This is a genomic window from Streptomyces sp. NPDC034103 (assembly GCF_055575395.1).
Genome location: NZ_JBVISS010000004.1, coordinates 144825 through 169802, shown reverse-complemented (window position 1 = coordinate 169802; position 24978 = coordinate 144825). Strand labels below are relative to the sequence as shown.

Sequence of the window (24978 nt, the reverse complement as noted above, 5' to 3'; positions counted from 1 at the left end):
GGGGCACAGTCCCGGGCCACCCCGCCTCGCCGAGCGTGATCGCGGCACCGGACAGGGCGCCCCCTCTCGGTCGACACGCCGATGAGTGTCGTGAACGCCCTGCTCGGCCTGCTGGCCGTCTTCGTCCTCACCGCCGGCACCGGCTACTTCGTGGCCCAGGAGTTCGCCTACGTCTCCGTGGACCGGCTCGCGCTCGCCCGTGAGGCGGAAGCGGGTGACCGAAGGGCCGCCCGCGCCCTGACGGTGCTGGAGCGGCTGTCCTTCATGCTGTCGGGCGCCCAGCTCGGCATCACCGTCACCGGCCTGGTCGTCGGGTTCATCGCCGAGCCGTCCGTCTCCGCGCTCCTCGAGCCCGCTCTGACCGGCGTCGGCATCCCCGAGGGCGCCGTCGGCGGGATCTCCGTGACCCTCGCCTTCGTCCTGGCCACCGTCGTCCAGATGGTGCTCGGCGAGCTGGCCCCCAAGAACCTCGCGATCGCCGTGCCGGAGCGGCTGGCGAAGTCACTGGCCGGCTCCACGCTGGCGTACCTCAAGGTCGTCGGACCGCTCGTCCGGGTCTTCGACGGCGCGGCCAACCGGCTGCTGCGCAAGGTCGGCATCGAGCCCGTCGAGGAACTGCACCACGGCGCGACCCTGGAGGAACTCGGCCATCTCATCGGCGAGTCCCACGAACAGGGCGAGCTGCCCAAGGAGACGGCCGAACTCATCGACCACGCACTGGAGTTCTCCGAGCGGACCCTGGACGAGGTCATGGTGCCGCGCGTCGACGCCGTCTTCGTCCGCAAGGACGCCAGCGCCGCCGAGGCCGTCGACCTGATCGCCAAGCACGGCCACTCCACCTACCCCGTCCTCGGCGACCACCCGGACGACGTCCCGGGCGTCGTCGGAGTGCGCGAGCTGACGCGGCTGCCCGCCGCGATGCTGGCCGCCACGACCGCGGGCGCGCTGGCCCGGCGTCCGCTGCTGCTGCCCGACACCCTCCCGCTGCCGGACGCCGTGGAGCGGATGCGCGAGGGGGACGACGAGTTCGCGGTGGTCCTCGACGAGCACGGCGGCGTCGCCGGCATCGTCACCTACGAGGACATCGCCGAGGAACTGGTCGGCGACATCGCCGACGAGACCGACACGGTCATCGAGGTCGCCGTCGCGGACGGCGCGGGCTGGCTGGTCGACGCGGGCCGCCGCCTGGACGAGGTCGCCGACGCCACCGGCGTCGACCTGCCCGAGGACGACGACTACGACACCGTCGCCGGCCTGATCGTGGACCGGCTGGGCCGCTTCCCGGCCATCGGTGACCGGCTGACGGTCGAACTGGCCGAAGGCGGCAGCGCGGTCATCGTCGTACGCACCCTGGACCGGCATGTGCCGGAGCGGGTCCGGATCCACAAGGAGCGGTCATGAGCTTCCCGATGGCGCTCTTCGTCACCGTGCTGCTGCTGATCGGCAGCGGGTTCTTCGTGGCGGCCGAGTTCGCCCTGGTCGCCGCCAAGCGCCACCGCATGGAGAAGGCCGTAGCCCAGGGACAGCGCGGCGCCAGGGCGGCCCTGGCCGGTATGCGCGAGCTGTCGCTGATGCTGGCCGGCGCCCAGCTCGGCATCACCGTCTGCACCCTGGGGCTGGGCTCGGTCTCCAAGCCCGCCATCTCCCACCGACTCGATCCGCTGCTGCACGACCTGGGCCTGCCCAGCGCCCTCAGCTACGGCATCGCGTTCGTCTTCGCGATGGTCGTCGTGGTGTTCCTGCACATGGTGGTCGGCGAGATGGCCCCCAAGTCCTGGGCCATCGCCCACCCCGAACACTCCGCCATGCTCCTCGCCCCGCCCTTCCGGGCCGTGGTGAAGGCGGTCCGGCCGCTGATCGCGGTGCTCAACCGGATCAGCAACGCCCTGGTACGGCTGTGCCGGGTCACCCCGCGCGACGAGCTCGCCTCGGTCCACAACCGGGAGCAACTCACCCACCTCGTCGAGGAGTCCCAGCGGCTGGGCCTGATCAGCGAGAGCGACTCGGAGCTGCTCACCCGCTCGCTCGTCGAGCCCGAGACCCCCGTCGGCGAACTCCAGATCCCGGCCGCGGAGATCACCTCGGTCGACGGCGACGCGGGCATCGACGACATCCTCCGCCGCGCCGCCGAGCACGACCGCACCCGCCTTCTCGTACGGGAGGAGGGTGGGCAGGGCCGGGTGCTCGGCTCCGTCCACGCGCGCGACGCCCTCGTCGCCCGCGCACAGGCTCGCGCCACGAACGCTCGTGCCCTGGCCCGCCCGGTGCCGGAGCTGACCCACGGCACCACGGTGGCCGACGCCATCGAGCTGCTCCGCCGCAACCGGGCCTCGCTCGCGGTCGTCCGCGACGAGAGCGGGACGCTGACGGGCATGGTGACGCTGGACGACCTGCTGGCCCGGTATCTGCAACCGGCGTGAAGGGCGGGGCCTGGAGGGTGGCGCTGTGCCCGGATGACAAGCCCGCGGCGGAAAACTGAGTTCCTGCCAGCACTTCCTGAGGGAGGTGCCACCCGCCTCCTAGCGTCCATGGCATGGACATGATTCGCAGAAGGAAAGGTAGGGCGTGGCGTTGTGCCGCGCTGTCGGTGCTGCTGACCGCGGGGACGCTCACGGCGGCGGCCTCGGGCGCCCGGGCGGACGGGGCGCGGACCGAGACGCCGGTGGTGTCGACCTCGCCGATCACCGGGGTGCGCGAGTCGGTGGTGCGGGTACGGGTGCCGTTGCCGGCGTCGGCAGGCGCCCGTCCGGCGGCGTGCGACTGGCTGTCGTATCTGCGCTACCGCGCCGAGGGCGGTCCGGCCGCCTCCGCCGACGCGGACCGGATCCTGATCGCCCAGCCGGGCATCCTGGAGGGCGCCGGGGCCTTCGACAGCGTCGCCCGCAACACCGTGGCGGCGGCCGCCGCACAGGGCCGGCACATCGAGTTCTGGGCGCTGGACCGGCGCTCCAACTGTCTGGAGGACCGCACCGGGATCGCCTCGGGCGACCAGCACACGGCCGTCGACTACTACTACCGCGGCAAGCAGGTCGCGGGCCGGACCTTCGACGGCTTCGTGGGCAACGGGCAGTTGGGGTGGATGGCGGGGCTCGGCATCGAGCAGACCGTCCGCGACCAGTACGACCTGCTCGCGGCCGAGCTGCCGGTCCAGACGCTGCGCAAGCGGAAGGTGCTGTGCGGCGGGCATTCGCTGGGCGGGGTCGTCACCGGCTACTTCGCGGCCGCCGACTTCGACGGGAACCCGCGGACCACGGCCGACGCCGGGTACAACCAGTGCGCGGGCTACTTCGCCCTCGACACCACCGTCTCCACCTCGCTCGCCGACCTCAGCGGCAACCTGCCGGACGACATCAACCTGCCCGACATCGGCCTCGGTCACGGGGTGGTCCAGGCCGGGCTCGACAGCGGAGTGCTGCCCCGCTCGCTGTCCGCGCCGGTCCTGCTCAACCCCGAGACCATGACCCTTCTCGCGATCGCCGGCCTCGGCGCCATGCGCAGCCCGGGCGCCGAGGCCGACCTGCCCCGCTATCTGCCCTCCGGTCTCAACATCGACGCCACCAACCGCTTCCTGTTCTCCAAGGACACCGCCACCTTCGTCACCGGCACACCGAGCGTGAAGGACTTCCGGCTCACCAACGAGGCGGTGCTGGGGTCGCTGATGGACGACCACTCCGTGCCGCTCGCCTTCCTCCAGAGCAGTGTCGGATTCTTCGACGGGGGACCGCTCGCCGACAAGAACTTCCCCGTGGCCAACGGGGACCAGTCGCGGCCCGGGCTGTACGGCACCGAGTACAAGGCCATCCCGGACCGGCCCCGGGGGCCGCTCTACACATGGCGCAACTTCGACCGTGTCGGGGACGCCGACGACCCCGGGTACCGGTCGGCCGACGGCACGCCGTTCACCGCCGCGGGCAAGGAGGTCACCGACATCCAGGAACTGGCCCGGAGCCTGGCCGAGCAGCCGCTGGACTTCACCGAGCAGTACTTCCCGACCAAGCTCGTCACCGACCTGCAACTGACGACCTCCCCGCAGGTGAAGAAGCTCGTCGTGCATCCCGGCGGGCTCACCGCCAACCCGACCCTGACCGTGCTCGCGGGCGACGGACTGCTCGCCGGCCGGGTCCCGGCCGACCTGCGTCCCGTGGTCGCCGACGGCTACCAGCACCTTGACGTGCTCACCGCGGCGCCCGTGCAGAACAACGGCCGGCCCGAGCCCGTCTCCACCAGCCTCGCGGGGTTCGCCGCGGACCCGCGATAAGCGCACCACAGGGGGGGGGAAGGGCCCGGGAAAGCTCCCGGGCCCTTCCCCCCTGCCGTGTGCTCCGGCCTCGGGACTCAGACCTTGCCCGCCGCGAAGGTGGCCGCGGCGTCCGCGTTCGCGGTGTAGCCCAGATGGGCGCCGACGTCGTTCCCACCGTTCTCACAGACCGGGTCGCCGGTCGCGCAGAAGTCGATGGTGCGGCTCTGGTAGGTGCCCGTGACGCTCTTGCCGAGGGCCCGGATCGGGTTGCCGAACAGCAGCACCGCCGCGACTCTCGGCTCGACCCTGGCCGGCAGCGTGGCGACGATCGGGCTGCCGACGACCGCCCCGGCGCTGCTGATCCCGATGGAGTTGTCGACGACGTTCGCACCCTGCGAATAGCCGACCAGAATGAAACGCTGATTCGGACAGGAGGCGGCCTGCTGATTGACGTGGTTCACCAGATCCGAGTTGCCCTGGGCGGCGGACGTCAGGGAAAGGTCGGCGGGATAGTTCACCGCATAGCTGGAGAACGTCCGTCCGGCGATTTTCTTCTGCAGGGCGGAATACACGGGGTCGCCGACGATGAAACCGAGCGTGCCCGGTTCGAAGGTGCCGCGGGCGGCGACAACCTCGATGTCCGTGCAGGCCGCAGCCGATGCCGTCGGTGCCGAGAGGGTGGTGAGCCCGGCTCCGCCGACCAGGGAGAGCGCGGCGAGGGATAAACGGATGCGCATGGGATCCTCCGCGGGTGGGGCGCGAGATGCGCCTGCGAAAAAGGATGCCCTGAAGGTATTCGCTGCGCTCGGCCGACTGTTATGGACGGGGAAAAGGAAACGCCGCGAGTTTTTGTACCTGGGTGAGCGTCGACCGAATGACGGGCGCCGATCCGCCCGCCGACCGGGAACGGATTCTCACTCCGGCCGCGTGCGCAGGGATTCCGCCCGCAGCGCGAGGATGAGGTCGAGGCGGGCCTCGGGATCGTGCAGGGCGTCGCCGAACAGCTTCTCCAGCTGACGCAGGCGGTAGCGGACCGTCTGGGGGTGGATGTGCAGCCGGGCCGCGACATCGGGCACGTTGCTGCCGCCCAGCAGCCAGGCCAGCAGGGTCTCGGCGAGCCGGGCGCGCTGCCCCGGCAGGACCGTGTCGAGCGGGGTGAGGGCATGGGCGCGCAGGGTGTCCAGCAACGGTTCGTCGGAGTGCAGCAGCAACGTCGCCAGATGGTCGGAGCAGCGCACCACGCCGTGCCGGGGCAGGACGCCGCGGCCCATCAGCCCCAGGGCCCGGGTCGCCCAGCGCAGAGACCGGGCGCCCTCGGTGACCGGCACCGTCGGGCCCACCGCCGCCGGACGTCCGCGCAGCGCCAGGGCGAAGCCGCGACCGGCCCACCGGCCGGAACCGTCAGGATCGGGCACGACGATGCGGGGCGGCCGGGACTCCATGTCCGACAGCGCGCCGGCCATCGCCGGCGCGTCGCACTGGTCGGGGGAGGCGGCGGCCAGGGCGACGACGGCGATCTGTCGCGGCACCGGCCAGCGAGCCCGGTGCGCGAGGTCGTTGACGGCCTCCGGGGCCACCGGGCCCGGCCCCAGCAGCAGGTTCAGCAGGCGTTTTCGACGCCGCTCCAGCTCGTCCGTGCTGCGCAACTGCCCTGCCGCGTACCCGGCCGCGGACGCCTCCGCGACCTCGTGCACCGTACGGAACGCCAGTTCGCCCAGTGCGGCCACGACCGTCGAGTCCAGCCCCAGGTCCTCCGCGGTACGGCCCATCAGCCGCCAGGCGTGCATCCCGCCGATGCGCAGCGCGGACTGCAACGGGTCCAGGGCGCGGCCCTCCACGGCCGTACCGCGTCCGAGCTCGTAGTACGTCGCCGCGATCGACTCCCCGTCGTCGCACGGGTCGGCGATGTGGTCGACGAACAGGGTCAGCGCCTGCACCACCCCCTCCCGCAGCCATTTGCGTTCCGTCTCGTCCACGGGTCGCGCGTACTCCGGGACCTGGCGGCGGACCTCCTCCTCCACCTCGTCGGCCACGGACTTGAGCCGGGCGCGCAGCAGCTCCGCCAGTTCGGGCGGCACCGGTGCGGTCCCGCGACCGTCCGGCACCTCGTGCGGTGTGGGGGCAGTCATCGGGGACATTCCTTTCGCCCGGATGCGGGTCGCGCGAGCGCTGTGGCCCACGGGACGGCTGGGACCTCCCGTGTTGGACGGGCGTCCCCTCCGCTCCGTTCCGTGCCCCCACGGCGCGGACATTACGCGGGCACCCCCAGCGCACCGGCGAGCATCGGCCACGAGGAGGCGAACTCGCCCTTCCAGTAGGCCCAGCTGTGCCCGCCGCCGGTGTAGAGGTGGGCCGTCGCCGGGATGCGCAGACGCGTGAGCATGTCGGTGAAGCTGTGGGCCGAGGGCCACAGGGCGCTCTCCAGGATCCCGGGCAGCGGATCCCCGCTGCCGCCGCCCACCCCGCTGCCCTGGGAGACGTAGAGGGCGGTGCCGCGCAGTCCCGCGGCGCGGGCGCGCGGGTTGAAGTCCCGCCAGGTGAGGAGGTTGAGGACGGGGTTGCCCCAGAGTGCGACGGGGGAGAGGCCCTCGCGGGCGACGATCGCGTCCACGATGGTCGGCACGCCCGGTGCGGTGGTGTCGAGGACCCCGCTGTAGGAGGCGGCCGCGGCGAACACGCCCGGGTGCCGGGCGGCGTGGGCCATGGCTCCGTAGCCGCCGGTGGAGACGCCGGCGACGACTCGCCTGCCGGAGGCGCGGTACTCCCGCGCCAGCAGCCGTGGCACCTCCTGGACCTGGAACGTCTCGTAGTCGGGGCCGTCGCGCCAGGCGCTGGGGATACCCGTGGGGCCCCCGTCCGGCATCGCCACGATCACGTCGCGGCCCTGGGTGAAGGCCTCGATGTCCGTCTCCCGGGTCCAGGACGTGTAGTCGTCATGGGCGCCGTGCAGCAGGTACAGCACGGGGTAGGTCCGCCCGGTGTCGGTGTCGAAGCCCGACGGGAGGATCAGCCGCACCGGAGCGCTGCGGCCCAACGCCGCGGACGGCACGGACAGGTCCAGGGTGCGTGGGCCCAGCCGGGTCGCCGCCCGCGCGCGGCCCGCGGTCGCGGCACCGAACAGGACGGCCAGACCGGCCGCGGCGGCCGTTCTGGCGGCGGTGCGCCGGGTCATTGCGGTGGCGGGGTGGGACATGGCGGCTCCTCGTGTTCCGGTTCAGGTGGACGGGGCCCGCTCGGCGAGCGCCCGGCCGAGATGGGCGGCGATCTCCTCGACGCACGGCGGGTCGAGCAGCGCCAGATGGTGCCCGGCCACCGGTACGACCTCCAGGTCCGGGCAGACCTCGTCCCAGCCCAGCGCCTCGTCGTCCCGCTCGTAGGCCGGATCGCGCACGGTGTGCGGGGCCGGCTCGGTGGCCCGGTAGAGGAGGGTCCGGCCGTGGTACGGGCCGGGCCGGTGCGCCTCGCCGATCCGCAGGTCGAGGTAGGAGGCGCGCTGGTGCTCCAGGGCCGCGGGCGGGATGTCCGCCGCCGCGCGCAGCGCCCCGAGGACGGCGTCGATGCGCTGCTCGTCGTCGTCCATCGCCACCAGGTCGTCGTACGGCAACTCCAGTGGAATGCCGTAGGTCTCGGCGACGTGCGCGGCGAAGCCCTCGAAGTGGCGTCGGACCCGGTCGGTCCCTGTCGGGCCGCGGTGCGGGAGCGGGCGCACGGAGTCGATGAGCACGAGCAGGCGCACCTCGCGTCCCGCCTCGGTCAGTTGCCGTGCGGTCTCCTGGGCGACGAAGCCCCCGAAGGACCAACCGCCCAACAGCACAGGTCCCTTCGGGTGGGTGGCGGTGATCGCCGCGGCATAGCGGCGCGCCTTGTCGGACACCGTGCGGGCCTGCTCGATCCGGTCGAGCCCGAACACCGGCTGCTCGGCGGAGAGTCGCTCGGTGAGCTGCCGGTACACCGAGGTCGGTCCACCGGCGGCGTGCACGAGGAACAGCGGCGGGTGGGAGCCGGTGGCGCGCAGTGGACGCGGGTGCACACCACCGGCGGTCGAGGGGAGCCTGTGCTCCACGCGTTCGGCGGCCTCGGCCACGGTGGCCGCGCCGAGCAGGTCGCGCAGGGGCAGGTCGATGCCGAACTCGCGCTCCATGGCCGTACGGACGCGGACGGCCATCAACGAGTCGAGGCCGAGGTCGGCGAGGGCGGCGGCCGGAACGACACGGGCCGGGGAGTGGCCGCTGACGGCGGCGATGTGGTGGCACAGCCGGGCCAGCACCGACGAGGACTCGCCCGCGGGCCCAGCCTCGGCATCGGTTTGGTGGTCGTCCCGCACCGGTGCGTCGCTCGGTCCCGACGCCGCTTTGGCCCGTCCGTCCGTCCACCAGTGCCGCACGTGCCGCCAGCGCGGTCCGGGTACGTCGACGACCTGGCCGGGCGGCAGCGGGAGGCGCTGGCCCGCCGCGTAGAGCGCGGCCAGCCGGGTCGCGAACGCGGCGGAGCCGTCCGCGTCGCGGCGCAGCGTGGCCAGGGCCAGCGCGCCGGGCACGCAGTCGGTGACGGCCCCGGTGAGGACCGGATGGGGGGAGATCTCCACGAACGCGGTGTGGCCGTCGGCCGCGGCGGCCGTGACGGCCCGGTCCAGGCGCACCGGCCAACGCAGGTTCGCGACCCAGTGGGCGGCGTCGAAGGCGCTCTCGGCGCGCGGGTCGTGGAGGACCGTGGAGTACACCGGCACGCGCGGCCGGCGGCCCCGCACTCCGGCCAGCTTCTCGGCCAGCTCCGGCAGCAGCGGGTCGACCTGCGGGGAGTGCCCGGCGCCGACCACCCGCAGGGACCGGGCGGACCTGCCCTCCTTCTCCAGCCGCTCCACCAGCCGGGCCACCGCCACCGCCTCGCCGGTGACGACCTTGTGCCGGGGCGAGGAGTGGACGGCGACATGCACCCCCGGGAAGTCCCCCGCCAGCCGGTCGAGTTCGCGGTCGTCGAGATCCACGACGGCCATGGCGCCACCGCGCAGTCCGTTCAGCAGCCGGGCACGCACGGTGATGACACGCGCCCCGTCCGCCACGTCCAGGGCGCCCGCGCACACGGCGGCCGCCACCTCGCCCATGGAGTGGCCGATCACGGCGGCGGGCTCGACACCGTGGGCACGCCACAGCTCGGCGAGCGCCAACTGCAGCCCGAACATGAGGGGTTGGGTGCTCTCCAGCCGGTCCAGGCCGGTGCCGGATGCGAGGTGGTCGTACAGGGACAGACCGTCGCACTCGGCGGCGAGCTGGGGGTCCAGCTTCTCCACCGCGGCGGCGAACGCGGGCTCCTCGGCGAGCAGTCGGCGCCCCATGCCGGCCCACTGGCCGCCGTACCCGGAGAAGATCCACACGGTGCCGGGGCCGACGAGGTCCCGGTCACCGGTGACGACGCGGGCGTCCGGGCGTCCGGTGGCCAACGCCCTCAGCGCGTCGCGGAGTTCGTCGCGCTCGGCGGCGACGACGGCGGCGCGGACCGGTCCCCGGCCGGTGCGCCCGGCGAGGGTGCGGGCCACGTCGACCGGGTGCGCGGCCGTGGTCTCCAGCCAGTCGGCGACCCGGCCCGCGGTGTCGCGCACCCGCTCCTCGTCGGCGTCGGAGAAGAGGTGCAACCGGGGGCCGGGCTCGTCGAGCGGCTCCGGCGGGGGACCGGCGGGCCGCCATTCCTCCAGCACGGCATGGGCGTTGGTGCCGCCGAAGCCGAACGAGGAGACGCCCGCGGTGGCCGTGCCGCCGTAGCGGGGCCACGGCTCGGGCTCGGTGACCAACCGCAGCCGGTCGTCGTCCAGCGCGCTGCCGTCCGCGCCGTGCAGGGAGGGCGGGATGACGTCGTGGCGCAGTGCGAGCACCGTCTTGACCAGCCCGGCGATGCCCGCGGCCGACTCCAGGTGACCGAGGTTGCCCTTGACCGAGCCGAGCAGCAGCGGCTGGTCGGGATCGCGGCCGGGTCCGAGCACGGCGGCCAGGGCGCCCGCCTCGATGGGATCGCCGAGCGGGGTGCCGGTGCCGTGCGCCTCCACGAAGTCGACCTGGCCCGGGGCGAGTCCGGCCCGTGCGTACGCGGTCTCCAACAGGGCCCGCTGGGCTGCCGGGTTGGGAGCCATGAGCCCGTTGGAGCGTCCGTCGGAGTTGACGGCCGTGGTGCGGATCACCGCCAGGACCCGGTCACCGTCCCGCTCCGCGTGCGACAGGCGCTTGAGGACGACGGCCGCGCAGCCCTCGCCGCGTCCGATGCCGTCGGCCGCGGCCGAGAACGGCTTGCACCGCCCGTCCGGGGCGAGGACACCCGCGCGCCGGAAGGCGACGGTGACCGCGGGCGACAGCAACAGGTTGACGCCCGCCGCGATCGCCGTCTCGCTCTCCCCGGCCCACAGGCTCACGCAGGCGTGGTGCACGGCGACCAGCGACGAGGAGCAGGCGGTGTCCACGGCCAGGCTGGGGCCGCGCGTGTCCAGGACGTACGCCAGCCGGCCCGCGGTGATGCTCAGGGCCGCGCCGGCCGGCGCCCAGGGGTCGACGGCTGCCGGGTCGGCGCCGGTGAGCTGGCCGTACTCCGGGGCCGAGACCCCGACGAAGACACCCGTGGCGGTGCCCGCCAGGGACACGGCCGGGACGGCGGCGTGGTCGAGCGCCTCGTGCACGACCTCCAGCAGGATCCGCTGCTGGGGGTCCATCAGCGCGGCCTCGCGGGGGGTGATGTGGAACAGGTCCGCGTCGAACCCGGCGATGTCGTCGAGATAGCCGCCGTAGGGGTGCGCGTCGGCGGGCGGGAAGGCGGTGAAGTCGCGCCACCGGTCCTCCGGCACCCGCCGGACGGCGTCGACACCCTTGGACAGCAGCCGCCAATAGTCCTCCGGGCTATGCACCCCGCCCGGCAACCGGCAGCCGACGCCGATGACCGCGATGGGCTCGCCGTGGCCACCGGACGCCCTGACGAGCGGCGCCGGGCCGGGGGCCGTGCCGCACAGCCGTGCCACCAGGGCGTCGCCGGTCGACGCCTCCCACAGCAGCGTCGCGGGCAGTTCGCACCCCGTGACCCGGGACAGCTCGGCGGCCAGCGCGACCGCGTCCCGGGAGGACATGCCCAGGTCCGTGAGCTGTCGGTCCATGGGCACGTCCTCGGGCGCGCTGCCGTCCCAGGACGCCACCCGCTCGGCGATCAGCCGGCGCAGCGCGCCCGCGTCGACGCCCCTCATCCCGCGGCCTTCCGCGACTCCGGGGACGCCGCGTAGACGCCCTGGAGATAGCGCTCCCGGGTCAGTGCCCGGGAGACCTTGCCGCTGGAGGTCCGCGCGACCGCCCCCGGCGCCACGACGACGACCTCGTGCAGCCGCAGCCCGTGCCGGCTGGAGACGGCGCCGCGCACGGCCCGTACGACGTTCGGCACGTCGAGGTCGGCGAGCGTCGTGCCGCGCACGTGCTCGGCCACGACCACGACCCGTTCCCCCGGGGTTCCGGGCACGGCGAAGGCGGCGAGCCGGTCGGGCCGCACGGCGGGGTGCGCGTCCTGGGCGGTGGCCTCGATGTCCTGCGGGTAGTGGTTGCGCCCGTCGACGATGACCAGGTCCTTGAGCCGGCCGGTGACGATCAGCTGCCCGTCCAGCACCGCGCCCAGGTCACCCGTGCTCAGCCAACGGCCGGGCGCGTCCTCGGTGTCGGTGAACCCGGCCCCGAAGACCCGCTCGCTCTCCTCCCGCCGGTTCCAGTAGCCCCGGCCGACGTTGGGACCCTGCACCCGGATCTCACCCACCTCGCCCTCGCCCAGCACGGCGCCGGTGGCGGGGTCGGCGATCCGGACGCGCTGGCCGGCCGGGCTGCCGCACCCGGCCAGCAGGACGGCTCGCGGGTCGTCGGGCCGGGCGGGCAGCGCCTTCCCGGAGGCGAGGGCGTCGCGGTCGAGGGCGAACCGGGCGAGCGGTTCACCGGGCCGGGCGGCGCTGACGAAGACGGTCGCCTCGGCGAGCCCGTACGACGGACAGTGGGTGGTGGGGGCCAGGCCCCGGTCGGCGAAGGCGGCGTGGAAGCGGTCGGCGGTGCCGGGGCGCACCGGTTCACTGCCGTTGATCAGCGCGGCGACCCCGTCGAGCCGGAGGTCCGCCTTCTGCGCGTCGGTGATGGTGGCGGCGCAGTAGTCGTAGGCGAAGTTGGGCGCGGCGCTGAGGGCGCTGGGGTGCGCGGCCAGCAGCCTGAGCCAGCGCACGGGCTCGCGCAGGAAGGCCGTCGGGTCCATCAGCACCGACAGCAGCCCGCGGACCACGGGCGCGGCGACGCTGAGCACCAGCCCCATGTCGTGGTAGAGCGGCAGCCAGCCCACGCAGGTCACCCGGTGGACGTCGGCGCCGTACGCGCTCAGCGCCTGGCGGGCGTTGGCGACGACGTTGGCGTGGGTGATCTCCACGCCCGCCGGGGCGCGCGTCGAACCGGAGGTGTACTGGAGGTAGGCGATGTCCCCGGGGTCCGTGGCGGGCGGCCGGAAGCCGTCGGCCACGTCGTCGGACACGGTGTCCGCACCGACGATCCGCGTGTCCGGGGCCGCCTGCGCGCAGAAGTCCGCCACCTCCTGCCGCACGGCGCTCGTGGTCACGACGGCCGCCGGCCGGGCGTCGGCGAGCACGCCCGCGAGCCGGTCCGCGTGTCCGGGCAGCCCCGGCGGATACAGGGGCACGGCGACCATCCCCGCGGACAGCGCCGCGAGGAACCCGGTGACGTACTCCGTGCCTTGGGGACACAGCAGTGCGACCCGCGCCCCCGGTGCGCCCTGCTCGGCGAGCCTGGCGGCGAGGGCCCGCACGCGCAGGTCCAGACGCCGCCAGGTGAGGGTGCGGTGGACACCGCGCGAGTGCGGTGCGGGATGGTCGACGAAGGTGAACGCCCGGCGGTCCGGGCTGGTCTCGGCCCAGTGCCGCACGTACTCCGGCAGGGTCCGGCACGCGGGCGCGATCGGGGGGCGGCGGCTGTCCATCGGTCGTGGCTCCTCACGTCGCGGGATCGGCCTGCGGGGGGCCGGCGTTCGATCCCGGTCGGATGCGCGGGGTTGCGCGGGGCCTTGCGGGGGTGTTCTGGAGGGCCTTGCGGGGGCCGGGAGTCGGGGTGTTCAGAGCGGGATGTTGCCGTGCCGCCGTTGCGGCAGGTGGGCGCGCTTGCTGCGCAGGGCACGCAGGGCGCGGCAGATGTGGTGCCGGGTCTCGCGCGGGGCGATGACGGCGTCGACGTAGCCGCGTTCGGCTGCGAGGTAGGGCGTGCCGTGGGTGCGCTCATAGGTGGCGATCAGGTGGGCCCGCAGCGCCTCGGGGTCCTCGGCGGCGGCCAGTTCACGCCGGTGCAGGACGCCTACCGCGCCCTCGGCGCCCATCACCGCGATCCGGGCGGTCGGCCAGGCGAGGTTGACGTCGGCCCCGAGGTGCTTGGAGCCCATCACGGCGTATCCGCCCCCGTACGCCTTGCGCACCACGACGGTCACCTTGGGGACGGCCGCCTCGGCGTAGGCGTACAGCAGTTTCGCGCCGCGCCGGATGATGCCGCCCTGCTCCTGGCGCAGCCCGGACAGATAGCCGGGCACGTCGGTGAAGGTCAGCAGGGGGATGCCGAACGCGTCGCAGAACCGTACGAACCGGGCGGCCTTCTCGGAGGCGTCGATGTCGAGGACGCCGGCCAGGTGCAGCGGCTGGTTCGCCACGACACCGACCGACTGCCCCTCGACGCGGGCCAGGGCGCAGATGATGTTGGGCGCGAACAGCTCCTGCACGTCGAGCAGTTCGCCGTCGTCGACGACCGCCCGCAGGATCTCCCGCATGTCGTAGGCCTGCTCGAGCCGGTCCGGGACGATCGAGTCGAGCGGCTCCCCGGCGGGTGCGTCGCCGGGCGCGTACTGCGGCGGCCGTTCCATGTTGTTGGCGGGGAGATACGACAGCAGGTCGCGCACGGTGTCGAGGGCGTCCTCCTCGTCGGCGGCGAGGAAGTGGGCGTTGCCGTTGACCGTGTTGCTGGTGCGGGCGCCGCCCAGCTCCTCGGCGGTGGTGCGCTCGCCGGTGACCGTCTCGATGACGTCGGGGCCGGTGACGAACATGTGCGAGGCGCCGTCGACCATCACGGTGAAGTCGGTGATCGCGGGCGAGTAGGCGGCGCCGCCCGCGCAGGGTCCGAGCACGACCGAGATCTGCGGGATGACCCCGGACGCCTGGACGTTCCTGCGCACCAGCTCGGCGTAGAGGGCGAGGGAGGCGACGCCCTCCTGGATGCGCGCGCCGCCGGAGTCGTTGAGGCCGATGACCGGGCAGCCGGTCTTCAGCGCGAGATCCATCAGGGCGACGGTCTTCTCGCCGAACGCCTCTCCCATGCTCCCGCCGAACACCGAGGAGTCCTGGGCGAACACGCACACCTGGCGGCCGTCGACGGTGCCGAACCCGGTGATCACCCCGTCGCCGTAGGGCCGCCGGCCGTCATCGCCCGTGGGCCGGGCCCGTACGAACAGCCCGGTCTCGCTGAAGGACCCCTCGTCCACGAGCCGTTCGATCCGCTCGCGGGCCCCGAACTCCCCACGTCTTCTCGCGCCGCCGCCCGCCGCCTCTTTCGCGCGTCGGCTGAGATCGGCGATGCGCTCGGCGGTGTCGCCCCGCATGGCCGCGGCCCTCTGCTCCGGACCGGATGTCGTAGCCCCTTGTGTCACAACCACCTCCGAAGTGGTTGTCGAATATGGCAGCGTGCCGACCGGGGCCGCGACGAATCACCGGCGTATGTGGGGGAGTTGAGTCATCGACTGCGGAATTTCATCCCGGCGTGACAAGGCCCGCCGACCTCCCGTGTGGCCCGGGGCGCTGAACCTCCGCCGGTGGCCTCGACCGGCGCATGCGCGGCGCTGCCTCAACCCATGCCCCCGGCCCGCGCATCGAGGCCGGACGCGCGCATCACCTGGTCGATCGTCGCCGCGAGGGGGCTGCTCGCCGGGACCACCGTTTCGACACGGCCGGGAAGTACGTCCAACGGCCGGTACCACGACCGCAGTTCGGTCGGACCCACCACGTCCGCGATGGGCTTGGTGGCATGCCGGACGAGGGTCTCCTCGAAGGGGACGTCCAGGTAGAAGCAGTGGGCGCGGTCACGGTAGTCGGCAAGGAGCCCGGCGAGCATGTCGCCGTAGTGCGCCGCGTACAGGATGCCCTCGAGCACGGTGTGGAAGCCGTGTTCGAGGGCGTGCCGCACCGTCAGGTCGATCAGGCCGATGTTGGCGCCGCCGGGGATGTCGCGCTCGCGCAGCACCTCACGGCGCAGGGTGTCCTGGCTGACCAGGGCGACACCGCGGCCGTACTGGGCCCGCACCCCGGCGGCCACCGAACTCTTGCCGCTCGCGCTGTTGCCGCGCAGGACGATCAGGCGGGTGGGGGAGGGGACCGTCGTCACCTCGGGGACCCTACCGCTCGGCCACCCCGGGCTCGTCGGTCCCGGCACGGAGGAACTCCCGGGCGCCGCGCAGGCGGGTCACGAGGCGCCGTTGTGTGGCGGTGCTGTCGAGGCGGACGTCGAGGGCGCCCGGCACACGGCTGTCGGCGCGGCGCCCGGAGGGGAGGCGGGAGGCGTCGAGCCCGTCGCGGCGGGCGATGAGGACGCCGAGTTCGTGACGGCTCACGGCGTCCTGCCCGGCCAGATGGAACATGCCCGGAAGGTCGGACGCGGCGAGTTCCAGCAGCGCACCGGCGAGGTCCTCGACATGGACCGGGCAGCGGACGGTGTCGGTGAACAGGACGCCGTCGTGCGCGCCGCCGGCCAGGTCGTGGACCATGCGTTCGTGCGCGGACCCGCCGTTCCCGATGATCAGCGAGGTGCGGGCGACCGCGGCGCCCGGTGCCAGGAGCCGTACGGCACTCTCGGCGGCCGCCTTGGCCGCACCGTACGGCGTGACCGGGTCGGGCAGGCAGGCCTCGTCGTAGTGGACCCGGGCCCCGGAGAAGACCGCGTCACTGGAGACGTGCACCAGCCGCAGGCCGTGCCGTGCGGCGGCCATCGCCGCGCGGATCGAGCCGTCGGCCGTCACCGCCCAGTCGCTCTGGCCGCTGGTGGCGTTGACGACGGCGTCGGGGGCGACCGCGGCCATGACCTCGTCGACCTGCCCGGGGACCCGGAGGTCGAGTGGGTGCCACGAGACGCCGGACGCGGCGCCGGGACGGGAACGGAACGTCGCGGCCGTCTCCCAGCCCGCGGCGGTCGCCCGACGCACCAACTCCGTTCCCAGAAAACCGCTTCCGCCGATGATCAGCACCCTCATGGCCCGCCACCGTAGGACACCGCTCAGCGCTCGGTGAGGAGTTCACGGGCCGTGTCGAGGGCCTGCTCGGCGTAGGCGCGGCCGAAGAGGACGGCGTGGACCAGCAGCGGGAAGAGCTGGTGGAGACCGACGCGCCGCTGCCAACCGGGGGCGAGCGGTGTGACGTCCTGGTAGCCCTCCAGCACCTCGGCGAGGTGTGGGCAGCCGAAGAGCGCCAGCATCGCGAGGTCGGTCTCCCGATGCCCGCCGTGTGCCGCGGGATCGATCAGCCACACCTGGCCATCGGCGCCCCACAGCACGTTGCCGTTCCACAGGTCCCCGTGCAGCCGCGCGGGATCCTCGTCCGGACCGGACAGCTCGGCGAGCCGCTCGCAGACACGCTCCACCACGGCCGCCTCGCCGCGCAGCACGGTCCCCCGGTCGACGGCCGTACGCAGATACGGCAGCACCCGGTGCTCGGCGTACCAGCGGGGCCAGTCGTCCCCGGGTACGTTCCGCATCGGGGCCCGTCCGATGTACGCCTCGGCCCCACCGCCCGGCGGCGGCGCACCGAACGCCGGAGCGCCGGACGCGTGCAGCCCGGCCAGCGCCCGCCCGAAGCGCACCGCGGCCTCGGCACCGGCCCGCCCCCGCGGAACGGACCCGGTGACCAGCCACCGCCCCTCGACACCGTGCACGGCCGGCACCCGAACCGCCCCCGCGCCGGCCAGCCACTCCAACCCGGCGGCCTCGGCCCGGGCGGCCTCCGCGCTCCCGGCGTCCTTGACCACCACCGGCCCCTCGTCGAGCGTGACCTCGGTGACCGTCCCCGACAACGGCCTCCGTGCCGTCACCGCGCGCCCGGTGAGCCGCGCGGCGACCGCCTCCGGCCCGTCCTGTTCCTCGCGCACCGCGCCCTCCGATCAACCGGCCCTCAGGCGGCCGGCTCACGCACCATGAACACGTCCACCGGGTCCTGCGACTCGACGGTGAACCCGTGCCGCTCGTACAACCGCCGTGCCGCACCGCCCTGGAGCACGTTCAGCCGGACCGGCAGCCCTTCGCGGTCGCACCGCTCAAGCAGCAGCCCCAGCACAGCCGAACCGATGCCGCCGCCCTGTAGATCCGGCGCCAGGTAGAAGTGTTCCAGCCAGTACGCGTCCTCGGCCGGCCGCAACGCCACGCATCCGGCGAACGCGCCACCCACCTCGATGACCCAGGTCTGCTCGGGCACGAAACCGTCCCGCAGCCGCTGCCGCACCCGGTGCTCGTCGTACCGCCCGAGCCGTTCCAGATCGGGCCGCATGACCACGGCACGCAGCTCGACGATCGCCTCGACGTCGGCCGCCGTCGCCGGTCGCACCTTCCAATCGGCCATGATCACCACGTTACGGTAATGCGCGTGCGTGCGCGGTGCGCGGGTCGCTACGATCCGGCACCGCCGACCACGGTGTATCCGCGAGCTTCCAGGGGGCGTCATGGAGTACTTCTTCTACTGCCGGGACCGGCAGGGTTCCATGCCGCTGCGCATGGAACTCAACGAGGAACACTGGGCGTTCATGGACCGCTACGCCGATGGGATGATCGCCCGCGGTCCGACGCTCACGGCAGACGGCGAGGGCGTGACGGGCAGCATGCACATCGTCGACCTGCCCGACCCGGCCGCCGCGCGGGAGTTCGCGTACGACGAGCCCAACCACCGGGCGGGCGTCTACAGCGAGGTGATGATCCGTCGCTGGCGGAACGTACTGGGCCGCACGATGTGGGAGTTCACCGGCGGGCGCGCCGGCCGGCACCGCTTCCTGGTGATCGCCCACGGCAAACCCGACGCCACCGGGGCGTCCGACCGGCTGGAGGCGGAGCAGCACCGGTATCTCGTCGACGGCTACCGTCAACACCTCATCGCCTACGGCCCGTTGCTCTCCGAGGACGGAACCGGGTGGAGGGGTACCGCCCTGCTCGTCGAACTGCCGGACCGCGGCGCGGCGGAGGCCCTGATGGCGAAGGATCCGTACGCCCGCGACGGGCTGTACGAGAGTGTGGAGATCCACGACTGGCGGTTCGGCGGCCGCCCCGTCGACGAGGACGACGAGCCGCGCTCCGAGGGATCGTGACGCCATGACCATCGAGGTTCGCCCGGCTTCGGTCTTCGAGGACGTCCGTCTCGTGATCGGGCCGAAGTCGCCCACCGCGTCCGTCTGCTGGTGCCTGAGCTACCGCATCCCGTCCAAGCTCAACAACGAGCTGCGCGGCCCGGCCCGCGGCGGTTACGTCGCCGAGCTGTGCCACGCACAGCCCCCGCCGGGCGTGCTCGCCTACGACGGCGACGAACCCGTCGGATGGGCCGCCGTGGCACCGCGCTCGGAGACCACGTTCGTCCGCAACCGCAAGATCCCGCACGTCGACGACCTGCCGGTGTGGTCGCTGTGGTGCATCCGGGTCCGCCCCGGGCACCGCAAGCAGGGGATCTCGCACGCCCTGATCACCGGCGCCGTGGACTTCGCCCGCTCGCACGGCGCGCCGGTGGTCGAGGCGTACCCGCTCGACAACGGCGACGCCCGGGTCGACCTGACCATGGCGTACGCCGGTATCCGCAAGAACTTCGAGCGCGCCGGATTCGTCCACGCCGCGGACACCACGTCCGTGCTGGCCGGTCATCCACGGATCCTGATGCGGCTCGATCTGCGCTGACGGCGTACGTCATCGGCACGGGGGCGGCCTCCGCGGACCGGCGCGGCGGCCGCCGGCATCTGCGCCGACACTCCGCCGACGAGGGACGGCAACCTTTCCGGTTCCGGCGGCCACTAAGGGGGCGGAGGCTCTCTTGCCGGGCCTCGTACGCCCAGCACGCGTGCTGCCGAACCATGTAAGGACTCATCCGTGGCGTCGTCCCGTTCCCACCGCCGTCGTCCCGACCGGCAGGGCACCACCTGGGTGGTCTCCGCGATCGTCGTCGCGGCCGTCGCCCTCGTCGCCTCCCTCGTCGTGGCCTTCGCCCCCGACGACGGAGGGGAGGCCACCGCGTCGGCGGCGAGCGTCGAGGCGCGGGCGGCGTCCACCTCGCCCGACGAGTCACCCGCGACGGCGTCCCCCGGCGCGTCGGCCTCGAAGAGCGCCGTCCCCTCGAAGTCCCCGAGGACCACCCCCTCGCCGTCCGCGAGCACCCCGAAGGCCAGGCCCTCGACCACCAGCCCCCGACGGACGTCCACCACCGGGGCACCGGCGGCCGGACGCATCCGCCCCGGCGTCACCTACCAGGGCAAGGCCACCTTCTACGACACCGGAAACGGCGACGGCGCCTGCTCCTACGGCCCCACCGACGACGTCATGACCGCGGCGATGAACCACACCGACTACGAGACCTCCCAGGCGTGCGGGGCGTACGTGCGCGTGCGCGGAGCCGACGGTGCCACCGTCACGGTGCGCATCACGAACGAGTGCCCGCTGCCCTGCGCCCCCGGCCAACTCGACCTCAGCCCCCAGGCGTTCGCCAAGCTCGCCGCCCCCTCGCGCGGCGAGATCCCGGTCACCTGGACCCTGCTGAGCCCCGCCACGTCCGAGAAGATCGCGATCCGCTACAAGACCGGCTCCTCCCAGTACTGGTGCGGTGTGCAGGCCATCGGCCACCGCAATCCGGTGGCCCGCCTGGAGGTCCGCACCAGCGCCGGCTGGACCCGGCTGGCCCGTACCGAGTACAACTACTTCCTCTCCGAGCAGGGCGCCGGGTGCGGTGGAGCGATCCGGATCACCGACATCTACGGCGAGCAGCTGACGGTCGACGGGATCGCCGTGCGCCCGGGGGTCGCGCAGCCGACGGGGGTCCAGTTCGCCGCCCACTGAGCCCGGGCCGTGCCGGTCAGCGTGAGGGCCCCAGCGCGCCGAGGATCAGCCTGAGCTGGCCGGTCAGTTGGGGCACGTCGAACCTGGCGGGGTCGGTGAGCGCGAGCCGCCCGAAGTGCTCCGCGCAGGCGACGAGGGCGTGCGCCAGGACCCGAGGGTCGAGTCCCGTGTCACCTCGGTCGGCGAGCAGCAGGGAGATCCACTTCTCGACCAGCAGCCGGAACCGCTCCCGGTCCGCCTCGATACGGTCGCGCACGGCGGCCGGCATGTTGCCCGGCGACAGCAGGATCAACCGCCAGGTGTCGGGGTCCTCGTGGAGCATGCCGGCCATCCGACGCACCGCTTCGGAGCCGAACGCGGCCGGGTCGCGCAGGTCGCCGACGTCGGGCACGGTCTCCAACAGCCGGGCGTAGGCACGCTCCTGCTCCCGGTCGAGCAGGGCGAGCAGCAGGGCGTCGAGGTTCGCGAAGGCGCCGTAGACCACCGACCGGGCGACACCGGCCCGCTTGGCGACGGCGTCGATCGACACCCGGTCGTAGCCGTCGTCGACGATCACGGCCAGGGCCGCGTCGAGCAGCTGCTCCCGGCGCTCCTCGATCGGTACGCGCGGGGCGTAGGGCCGCCGCCTGCGCGGCCGGTCCGACGCATTCGTGGTCGCTGACACCTTGGCAGTTTACGACACCCATGTCTTAATTTACGACAGCAGTGTCTTAATCGATCGGCGGCCCGTGCCGCGCACGCACAGGGAGCGGCTCCATGGCGAGGTTCAGGCGCGACGAGGTCCAACCGCACGAGGACTACGGCTTCTTCGGCCCGGGCTCGGTGGTGTGGAAGGTCTGGAGCTATCCGACGGCACCCACGGTGGGCTTCCAGCGCGCGGTGGTCGTGGAGGAACTCGACCCGCCCCTGGTGGCCGCGGTCCACCGCACCCAGGGCATCTACCAGCGCGCCCGCACCCGCTACGACCGGACGTTGCGCTACTTCGCCATGGTGGCCTTCGCCGGCACCCGCGAGGTGTGCAGGGCCGCCGACATCCTGGTCAAGGTCCACTCCAAGGCGATCGGCCAACTCCCGTACGGCGGCGGGACCTACGACGCCAACGACCCGGCCTCGCAGCTGTGGATCCAGCTCACCGGCTGGCACTCGATCCTCTACGCCTACGAGAAGTACGGCCCCGGGAAACTCACCGCGCGGGAGGAGAGCGAGTACTGGGAGGCCTGCGCAGTCGCCGCGGAACTGCAGACCTGCTCCCCGGACGACGTCCCCCGCACCCGCGACGGCGTCCGGGCGTACTTCACACGGATGCGCCCCCAGCTCTCCGCCAGCCCGATCGCCCGCCAGGCCATGCACCACCTCCTGAGGACCGAACTCGTCCTGCCGCCGGTGCCCTGGTGGGCGAAGCCGGCGCGCCACGTCGTCGCGAAGGCCCAGCGCGCCGCCACGATCGCCACCATGCCGCGCTGGATGCGTGAGATGGCCGGCATCCGGCAGTCCCGTCTCCTCGACCTCCTCATCGTGCCCGTGATGAAGGCGTCCTTCGCCCTCGCCCACCTCAACCCCGCCCTCGAACTGCGCCTGCTCGGCCTGCTGTCCCCCTCCACGGTCCCCGTGATCGCCCCCGTCAAGCTCGGTGTCCCGCCCCGCACCGCGGAGGTCCTGACCCCGGCCCAGGCCCGCGACCGCCACGGCTACACCAGACCCGCCGAGGCACACCTGGAGTTCCGCGCCCGCCAGGCCACCCGCGTCTTCGGCGACGGCAAGGCCCCGAGCGACCAGGGGCTGATCGAGTCCCAGGAGATCCTCGGCCCGCTGGCGTGACCTGACGCGCGCCGGCCACCCGCCCGCTCATGGGTGTTCCGACCGGGGCCCGGCAACCGGTGCCCGACGCTTGTTTGCACGGGGCGACTGCCAGGGAGAATGCATAGAGAGCCGTACGGCGTGAGCCGGTACGACCGCTCTCACCGCTCTCACCGCTCTCACCGCTCTCACCGCTCTCACCGCTCTCACCGCTCTCACCGTGCCGCCGGCCGCCCGCTCGCGCCAGCCCCGCCGAGCGTCGTGGCTGCCCAGACCGAGTCGCACACCCGTCCGCGCCGGACCCGACCCCGTTCACGACAGACGCTGCCTCGCTCGTCGCGGACCGGCAGTGCATGGCGCGAAGGAGGAGTCATGCCCCGATCCGAGGATGAGCGACCGGTCGTACTGGAAGCGCGGGGCGCGTGCGACGATCCGTGCTTGGCCAGGGCGATGGGCATCGGACGCCTCCGCCGACCCCGTGAGTACCGTCGTGCGGGGGCCTGGTGGGCGCTGGTCGCCGCCACCGCCGTCCTCGTCAGCGGGGTGATCCTGGCTCAGGGGCTGCTCATCGCCACGGGCCTGGTCGGGGCCGGTCTGGCGGCGCAGCTGATCGACCCGCCGGACTGACCCCTGGCACGCCGGTTGGTGACGCGAGACAGTTCGGCGCCCCCGGTTCGTACACTGATCACCCGCACCGGCGGCAGGAGGCGAGCGTGAGCGAACCGCTGGCGAAACGACGCCCTGAAGGTCTGTTCGTGGGCCTGTGCACCCTCGACGTCATCCAGCTCGTGGACCACGCACCCGCCGCCGACGAGAAACTGACGGCTTGTCGACAAGTCGTCGCCGCGGGCGGTCCGGCGGCGAACGCGGCCGTCGCCTTCAGCCATCTGGGCGGGGCGGCCCGGCTGTTGACCGCGATCGGCGCCCATCCGCTGGGTCTCGCCGCCGTCACGGACCTGCGCGCGTGCGGCGTCGCCGTGTCGGACCTGACGCCCGACTCGACCGAGCCCCCGGCGGTCTCCTCCATCATGGTCACGGCGTCCACCGGACAACGCGCCGTCGCCTCCACCAACGCGACGGGCCACCGCCTCACCCCGCCCGGCGACCTCGACGCACTGGTGGCGTCCTGTGACATCGTCGAGTTCGACGGCCACCACATGCAACTGGCCCTGCACACCGCCCACATCGCCCGTGCCCTCGGCCGCCCGACCGTACTCGACGGGGGCAGTTGGAAGGACGGTACGGAGAGCCTGCTGCGGTCGATCGACGTCGCCGTCTGCTCGGCCGACTTCCACCCACCCGGCACGAGCACCCCGACGCAGACCCTGCGCTTCCTGCGCGACCACGGAGTTGACTGGGCGGCGGTCGCCCAAGGGGCGGCGCCCCTCGTCTGGTTGGGTCCCGACGGCGAGGGCGGCACCGTGGACATCCCGCCCGTCCCCGTCCGGGACACCCTCGGCGCGGGAGACTTCCTCCACGGCGCCCTCACCCACCACCTCGCACGCCAGGGCCAGTTGACCCCGACGGCCTTCGCCGAGGCCCTGCGCGCCGCGACCGGCGTCGCCTCGCGGGCCTGCGCCTCCTTCGGCACCCGCGCCTGGATGCGAGGCGGGTAGAGCCGGCGACGGAGTCGCGGCTGCGCGAGCCGGGCCCGTCCGCCACCTGCCGACGCACGGCCCCGGGGACAGCGGCCCCGCAGCCGTACAAGGCCGTGACCGGCATTCCGCCACTCGCCACCGCTTTGGCTACTGTGCCGATCATGCGCCCACCCGGTCCCTCCCTCTCCTCGCCCTCGCCCGGCATCCCACCCCGGGCCCGTGAACTCGGCCTGGGCGTCGGTGACCTGCCCACGGGGCCGCTCAACGCGGTCACGGACGTGCCCGGCATCCGGGTGGGGCACACCACCCTGATCGAGCCGCCCCGCGTGCACAGCGGTGTCACCGCGATCGTGCCCGAGGGCGTGGGCCCCGCGCGCCCGCTGCCCGCCGGGGTCTTCGCGGGCAACGGCTACGGCAAACTCCTCGGCGGTACGCAGATCAGCGAGCTCGGCGCGCTGGAGACCCCCGTCCTGCTCACCTCCACCCTGTCCGCCTTCCGGGCCGCCGACGCCCTGGTGGGCTGGATGCTCGGCCGTCCCGAGGCGGTCGGCGCGCGGAGCCTGAACCCGGTGGTGGGGGAGTGCAACGACGGGCTGCTGTCCGACATCCGCTCGCGTCCGGTGCGCGAGGAGCACGTGCGCGCCGCACTGGAGAGGGCGCGCGGCGGGCCGGTGGCCGAGGGCTGTGTCGGTGGCGGCACCGGGCTGACGGCGCTGGGTTTCAAGGCGGGCATCGGCACCTCCTCGCGCCGCGTTCCCGTGGCGGGCCAGGACGTCACTCTCGGGGTGCTGGTGCAGGCCAACTTCGGCGGCACGCTCCGCGTCCTGGGCCGCACGATCACCCCCGCCGACGTCGGACTGCCGGTCCCCGACCCCGTTCCTGACACGGGTTCCTGCATGATCGTGGCCACGACCGACGCACCCCTGGACGCCCGGCAGCTGACCCGTCTGGCCCGGCGCGCCGTCTACGCCCTGGCCCGGGTCGGCGCCGGGTACGGCCACGGCAGCGGTGACTACGGGCTGGCGTTCGGCACCCGGCCCCTGGGTACTCCCGCGGGCCCGGCCGTCGTGTCCGACGACAGCCTCGACCCCCTCTTCGTCGCCGTCCTCGACGCGGTGGAGGAGGCCGTCCTCAACTCCCTGCTGACCGCCACCCGCACCACGGGCCCGGAAGGTCACACACGGCACCCGCTGCCCGCGGACCGGCTGCTTGCCCTGCTCGGGTGATCAGCGGGCCATGGGCGACAGC

At 73.5% G+C, this 24978-nt stretch carries 21 protein-coding genes; 10 read left to right on the top strand and 11 right to left on the bottom strand.

Annotated elements, in window-relative coordinates; translation table 11 throughout:
• Positions 1-81: 81 nt before the first annotated feature.
• The 3 genes from ACZ56U_RS10170 to ACZ56U_RS10160 all read left to right on the top strand — a co-directional run bounded on the left by ACZ56U_RS10170 (position 82) and on the right by ACZ56U_RS10160 (position 4258).
• On the top strand, positions 82-1401 hold the full coding sequence (locus ACZ56U_RS10170; protein ID WP_469083563.1) for a hemolysin family protein: 1320 nt from the start codon (positions 82-84) through the stop codon (positions 1399-1401).
• Positions 1398-2420: a hemolysin family protein gene (locus ACZ56U_RS10165; protein ID WP_469083562.1), complete on the top strand. Its 1023-nt coding sequence runs from the start codon at positions 1398-1400 to the stop codon at positions 2418-2420. The genes ACZ56U_RS10170 and ACZ56U_RS10165 overlap by 4 nt, the downstream gene beginning before the upstream one ends.
• A gap of 113 nt (positions 2421-2533) precedes the next feature.
• The gene (locus ACZ56U_RS10160; protein ID WP_469083561.1) at positions 2534-4258 is read left to right on the top strand and encodes a hypothetical protein; all 1725 of its coding nucleotides are present in this window, start codon (positions 2534-2536) and stop codon (positions 4256-4258) included.
• Positions 4259-4335: 77 nt separating this feature from the next.
• Here ACZ56U_RS10160 and ACZ56U_RS10155 read toward each other — a convergent pair whose 3' ends face one another.
• From ACZ56U_RS10155 to ACZ56U_RS10110, 10 genes are all read right to left on the bottom strand, one after another.
• Positions 4336-4977 carry a cutinase family protein gene (locus ACZ56U_RS10155; RefSeq protein ID WP_469083560.1) on the bottom strand — a complete coding sequence of 214 codons (642 nt, stop codon included), beginning with the start codon at positions 4975-4977 and terminating at the stop codon, positions 4336-4338.
• Between the two features lie 177 nt (positions 4978-5154).
• On the bottom strand, positions 5155-6369 hold the full coding sequence (locus tag ACZ56U_RS10150; protein ID WP_469083559.1) for a PucR family transcriptional regulator: 1215 nt from the start codon (positions 6367-6369) through the stop codon (positions 5155-5157).
• A gap of 122 nt (positions 6370-6491) precedes the next feature.
• Positions 6492-7433 (bottom strand): alpha/beta hydrolase, encoded by a 942-nt coding sequence (locus ACZ56U_RS10145; RefSeq protein ID WP_469083558.1) that lies wholly within the window; start codon positions 7431-7433, stop codon positions 6492-6494.
• Positions 7434-7454: 21 nt separating this feature from the next.
• Complete coding sequence (locus ACZ56U_RS10140; protein WP_469083557.1) at positions 7455-11453, bottom strand: beta-ketoacyl synthase N-terminal-like domain-containing protein; 3999 nt, start codon at positions 11451-11453, stop codon at positions 7455-7457.
• Entirely contained in the window at positions 11450-13219 is a 1770-nt protein-coding gene (locus tag ACZ56U_RS10135; RefSeq protein WP_469083556.1) for a fatty acyl-AMP ligase, read from the bottom strand. The genes ACZ56U_RS10140 and ACZ56U_RS10135 overlap by 4 nt, the downstream gene beginning before the upstream one ends.
• Positions 13220-13351: 132 nt before the next feature.
• The gene (locus ACZ56U_RS10130) at positions 13352-14875 is read right to left on the bottom strand and encodes an acyl-CoA carboxylase subunit beta (RefSeq protein ID WP_469083555.1); all 1524 of its coding nucleotides are present in this window, start codon (positions 14873-14875) and stop codon (positions 13352-13354) included.
• 242 nt (positions 14876-15117) lie between these two features.
• The gene (locus tag ACZ56U_RS10125; protein WP_469083554.1) at positions 15118-15654 is read right to left on the bottom strand and encodes a P-loop NTPase family protein; all 537 of its coding nucleotides are present in this window, start codon (positions 15652-15654) and stop codon (positions 15118-15120) included.
• A 10-nt stretch (positions 15655-15664) separates the two neighbouring features.
• Positions 15665-16516 carry an SDR family oxidoreductase gene (locus ACZ56U_RS10120; protein ID WP_469083553.1) on the bottom strand — a complete coding sequence of 284 codons (852 nt, stop codon included), beginning with the start codon at positions 16514-16516 and terminating at the stop codon, positions 15665-15667.
• Between the two features lie 23 nt (positions 16517-16539).
• Positions 16540-17406, bottom strand: a complete 867-nt coding sequence (locus ACZ56U_RS10115; protein WP_469083552.1) for a fructosamine kinase family protein — start codon at positions 17404-17406, stop codon at positions 16540-16542.
• Between the two features lie 23 nt (positions 17407-17429).
• The gene (locus ACZ56U_RS10110) at positions 17430-17873 is read right to left on the bottom strand and encodes a GNAT family N-acetyltransferase (RefSeq protein WP_469083551.1); all 444 of its coding nucleotides are present in this window, start codon (positions 17871-17873) and stop codon (positions 17430-17432) included.
• Between the two features lie 100 nt (positions 17874-17973).
• Here ACZ56U_RS10110 and ACZ56U_RS10105 point away from each other — a divergent pair, with 100 nt between their 5' ends.
• The 3 genes from ACZ56U_RS10105 (at position 17974) to ACZ56U_RS10095 (ending at position 20335) form a co-directional block, all read left to right on the top strand.
• Complete coding sequence (locus ACZ56U_RS10105) at positions 17974-18609, top strand: YciI family protein (RefSeq protein ID WP_469083550.1); 636 nt, start codon at positions 17974-17976, stop codon at positions 18607-18609.
• Positions 18610-18613: 4 nt separating this feature from the next.
• Positions 18614-19186, top strand: coding sequence for a GNAT family N-acetyltransferase (locus ACZ56U_RS10100; protein ID WP_469083549.1), 573 nt, complete (start codon positions 18614-18616; stop codon positions 19184-19186).
• 189 nt (positions 19187-19375) lie between these two features.
• On the top strand, positions 19376-20335 hold the full coding sequence (locus tag ACZ56U_RS10095) for an expansin EXLX1 family cellulose-binding protein (protein ID WP_469083548.1): 960 nt from the start codon (positions 19376-19378) through the stop codon (positions 20333-20335).
• Positions 20336-20351: 16 nt separating this feature from the next.
• Here the strand turns inward: ACZ56U_RS10095 and ACZ56U_RS10090 are convergent, their stop codons facing one another.
• Complete coding sequence (locus tag ACZ56U_RS10090) at positions 20352-20999, bottom strand: TetR/AcrR family transcriptional regulator (protein ID WP_469083547.1); 648 nt, start codon at positions 20997-20999, stop codon at positions 20352-20354.
• A 92-nt stretch (positions 21000-21091) separates the two neighbouring features.
• Between ACZ56U_RS10090 and ACZ56U_RS10085 the strand changes: the two genes are divergently transcribed.
• The 4 genes from ACZ56U_RS10085 to ACZ56U_RS10070 all read left to right on the top strand — a co-directional run bounded on the left by ACZ56U_RS10085 (position 21092) and on the right by ACZ56U_RS10070 (position 24956).
• Positions 21092-22153 (top strand): oxygenase MpaB family protein, encoded by a 1062-nt coding sequence (locus ACZ56U_RS10085; RefSeq protein ID WP_469083546.1) that lies wholly within the window; start codon positions 21092-21094, stop codon positions 22151-22153.
• 351 nt (positions 22154-22504) lie between these two features.
• Entirely contained in the window at positions 22505-22759 is a 255-nt protein-coding gene (locus ACZ56U_RS10080) for a DUF3040 domain-containing protein (RefSeq protein WP_469083545.1), read from the top strand.
• Positions 22760-22845: 86 nt separating this feature from the next.
• Positions 22846-23748 carry a PfkB family carbohydrate kinase gene (locus ACZ56U_RS10075; protein WP_469083544.1) on the top strand — a complete coding sequence of 301 codons (903 nt, stop codon included), beginning with the start codon at positions 22846-22848 and terminating at the stop codon, positions 23746-23748.
• 143 nt (positions 23749-23891) lie between these two features.
• A complete protein-coding gene (locus ACZ56U_RS10070; RefSeq protein WP_469083543.1) occupies positions 23892-24956 on the top strand; it encodes a P1 family peptidase in 1065 nt (354 codons plus the stop codon).
• Positions 24957-24978: the final 22 nt, after the last annotated feature.